A 1,284-nucleotide genomic window follows, 5' to 3' on the forward strand; every position below is an offset into this window, starting at 1 on the left:
CGTTGCAGAATCTCGGCTTTTCTTTGCCTACGTTGGCTAGAGGGGATAGCCACAGCCAGTATAAAAATTAAATAATGTCTAGATGTGGCACGGCGTGGGGGAGCTGTCGCGTCAGTGGCTGAGGAGGAAGCTCGGCGTTTTTGACATGTACGCCTTGGTGCACGCCGACTCGCAGAGCACCTTCTACTTCGTGGTTGGGTACGTGGCGCTGGCGGCGGGGCTGTGGAGCTTCGTGGGCACTATCTACGGGGTTCTGCTCATGGCCGCCATAGCGCTCACCTACGGCGAGATGGGGTCACGCTTCCCGGAGACCGGCGGCTCCTACCTCTACGTCAAGTACTCCTTCGGCGCAGCCGCGGCCTACCTATCCACGTGGTTGCTCGCCTTTGACCAAGTGGTGATGGTGGGGTACGGCACGATAGATGCGGCGAGGACTGTGCTGAAGCTTCTGTTCGGAGCGACGGGCTGGGGCGACATACCGCTCGCCCTCCTCTTCTCCGGCGTCCTCTTCCTCCTCACCCTCGTGGGGATTAGGGAGTCCGCGGCGTTGGGGAAGCTGGTGGCGGTGATGGACTTGACTTTGATGTTTTCGCTAATAGCCGCCTCCCTCGTCCTGAGGCCGTCCCCGCCCCCCTTCTTCAACTGGGGGGGCGTGGAGGCGGCGAACCTCGTCTTCGCCCTCTCCCTCCTCTCCAGAGGCTTCACTGGGCTAGACGCCATTGGTCAACTGGCGGGGGAGGCGAGGGAGCCGCTGGTGCAGGTGCCCAGGGCTACGGTGCTTTTGATAGCCATCGGCGCGCTGGGCGCCCTGGGCCTTATGGCGTCTATAATGTCTGTGCTGACGCCACAAGACTTGGCGGACCCCGCCATTGCGCCGGTGCTACTCGCCGAGAAGGTGCACCCCGTCTTGTACTACCTCGTGGCTGTCAACATCTTCTCAATAATGCTCACCGCGGCGCTGACTGGTTACATAGCCTTCTCCCGGCTCACGTATATCCTAGCCGACGAGGGCTTGCTACCTCCCGTCTTCCGCAAGCTCCACAAGAGGTTTAGAACTCCCCACATATCCCTCACAATAGCATTCGCCACATCTCTCCTGCTTATCTACGTAGGAGAGGTGAAGATAATACTCGCAATATACGCCTTGGGTTCCCTCATTAACTACCTACTAGTAGCCCTCGCCCTGGCCAAGGCCTCGAGAAGCGGGACGCTACACGGCGCCTTCAGCACACCCCTCATCGCCGGGATCCCCCTCTCCGCGTGGATAGCCATGGCGCTGATACC

At 60.4% G+C, this 1,284-nt stretch carries 1 protein-coding gene; it reads left to right on the forward strand.

From position 1 onward, the window contains the following. Nucleotides 1-82 precede the first annotated feature (82 nt). Nucleotides 83-1,284: APC family permease (locus tag ACP5J3_RS14730; protein ID WP_428496367.1), on the forward strand; the 1,202-nt coding region annotated here is incomplete at its 3' end.

Origin of the sequence: Pyrobaculum sp., from assembly GCF_049971835.1 — an archaeon.
GTDB lineage: Archaea > Thermoproteota > Thermoprotei > Thermoproteales > Thermoproteaceae > Pyrobaculum.